This is a genomic window from Mesorhizobium sp. M7A.F.Ca.ET.027.03.2.1 (assembly GCF_003999175.1).
Taxonomy (GTDB): Bacteria; Pseudomonadota; Alphaproteobacteria; order Rhizobiales; family Rhizobiaceae; genus Mesorhizobium.
The window spans coordinates 1-1,961 of sequence record NZ_RZOM01001120.1 but is presented as its reverse complement, the minus strand read 5'-3'; the positions used below and the strand labels follow the sequence as shown (position 1 = coordinate 1,961).

The following is a 1,961-nucleotide window of genomic DNA, read 5'->3' as shown; positions in this document are numbered from 1 at the left end:
GCGCCCGGCCGCGTTGTGCAGCACGGCAAAGCCGTTCCAGTCGGCGCGTGCAGCCTTCACGGCGGCGGCGAGCTTGGCCGCCTGGCCGAGCACGGCCGCGCCATCGGCACGCGCCAGCGCACCCTGGCCGACGATGATCAGCGGATGCGTCGCCTTCTTCAGCGTCTGGAAGAACTTGCCGTTGCCGTCGGCCAAATCCTTCAGCGAATCCGGTCCGGCGCCCAGCTGTTCGTAGTCGTAGCGGGTATCGCCGACATCGCCGATGACGGCGACCGGCAGGTTGCCGATCCGCCAGCGCTTGCGGATCCGGGCGTTGAGCACCGAGGCTTCATAGCGCGGGTTGGCGCCGATGATCAGCACCGCGTCGGCCTGTTCGATGCCTTCGATGGTCGGGTTGAAGATATAGCTCGCCCGGCCGAGCGCCGGGTCGAGTGCGGCGCCGTCCTGGCGGCAATCGGTATTCTTCGAGCCGAGCGAAGCCATCAGCAGCTTGAGCGCATAGGTTTCCTCGACGGCGGCGAGATCGCCCGCGATAGCGCCGATCTTTTCGGGCGCCGTCTTCGATACCGCGTCCTTGATCGCGGCGAAGGCCTCGGCCCAGCTGGCGGCAACCAACCTGCCGTCCTTGCGCACATAGGGGCGGTCGAGACGCTGCGTGCGCAGGCCGTCCCAGATAAATCGGGTTTTGTCGGAGATCCACTCCTCGTTCACCGCCTCGTTGACGCGCGGCAGGATGCGCATCACTTCGCGGCCCCGGCTATCGACACGGATCGCCGAGCCGACCGCATCCATCACATCGATGGATTCGGTCTTGGTCAGCTCCCACGGCCGCGCCTGGAAGGCGAATGGCTTCGAGGTCAGCGCGCCGACCGGGCAAAGGTCGATGACATTGCCCTGCAGCTCCGACGTCATCGCCTGTTCGAGATAGGTGGTGATCTCGGCATCCTCGCCGCGGCCGATCAGGCCCAGTTCGGAAATGCCGGCGACTTCGGTGGTGAAGCGGACGCAGCGCGTGCAGTGGATGCAGCGGTTCATCACCGTCTTGACCAGCGGTCCGATGTATTTGTCTTCGACCGCGCGCTTGTTCTCGTGATAGCGCGAGGAATCGACGCCGAACGCCATCGCCTGGTCCTGCAGGTCGCATTCGCCGCCCTGGTCGCAGATCGGGCAATCCAGCGGATGATTGATCAGCAGGAACTCCATCACGCCTTCCCTGGCCTTCTTGACCATCGGCGTGTTGGTGAAGATTTCCGGCGCCTCGCCATTCGGGCCGGGACGCAGGTCGCGCACGTTCATGGCGCAGGATGCCTGCGGCTTGGGCGGCCCGCCCTTCACCTCGATCAGGCACATGCGGCAATTGCCGGCGATCGAGAGCCGCTCATGGAAGCAGAAGCGCGGCACTTCCGCGCCAGCGTCTTCCGCCGCCTGCAGCAGCGTGTAGTGGTCGGGTACAGTGATCTCTTTCCCGTCGACCTTGAGCTTTGCCATTCGCCTCAAACCCCTGCGGAGTTCCCGCAATCTCTTTTTCCGGACGCGGTCGAGACCACGTCGGGCACTTCATTCACTTCTTGACGGCGAGCGCCGCCGCTTGGGTTTTCCAATCGTCGCGGCCGATGCGGCCGCCGAGCGACAGATAATCCTCGACCCAGGCAACCTCTTGCGGCGTCCATGCCGCGATCTGGGCATAGGTCCAGATACCGAGGCCGTTGAGAACCTTTTCCAGCTTCGGCCCGATGCCCGAGATGGCCTTGAGATCTGCCGGAATGGCCGGCTTCTCCATGGCGTTCGGCTGCCTGAAATCCTCGGGCATCAGCGCATCGCGGGCGCCCGGAGCCGCATTTGCGGCCGGCACGGCAGTGGCGGCTTCCTTGGCGGCAATATCGGTGACCTCCCGGGCGAAGGACTGCGCCTCCGCGATCATGGTTTTCGCCGTCGCCCGCGCCTTGGTGGAGGAAGGACTT

General features: G+C 65.2%; 1 protein-coding gene and 1 pseudogene. Both read right to left on the bottom strand.

The annotated features are described in order from the left end of the window. The coding region (gene nuoG, locus EN750_RS31920) for an NADH-quinone oxidoreductase subunit NuoG (protein ID WP_127399078.1) at positions 1-1,488 on the bottom strand (1,488 nt) is incomplete at its 3' end. Between the two features lie 73 nt (positions 1,489-1,561). Next, positions 1,562-1,961 (bottom strand): annotated as a pseudogene (locus EN750_RS31915) (NADH-ubiquinone dehydrogenase); the annotation flags it as partial.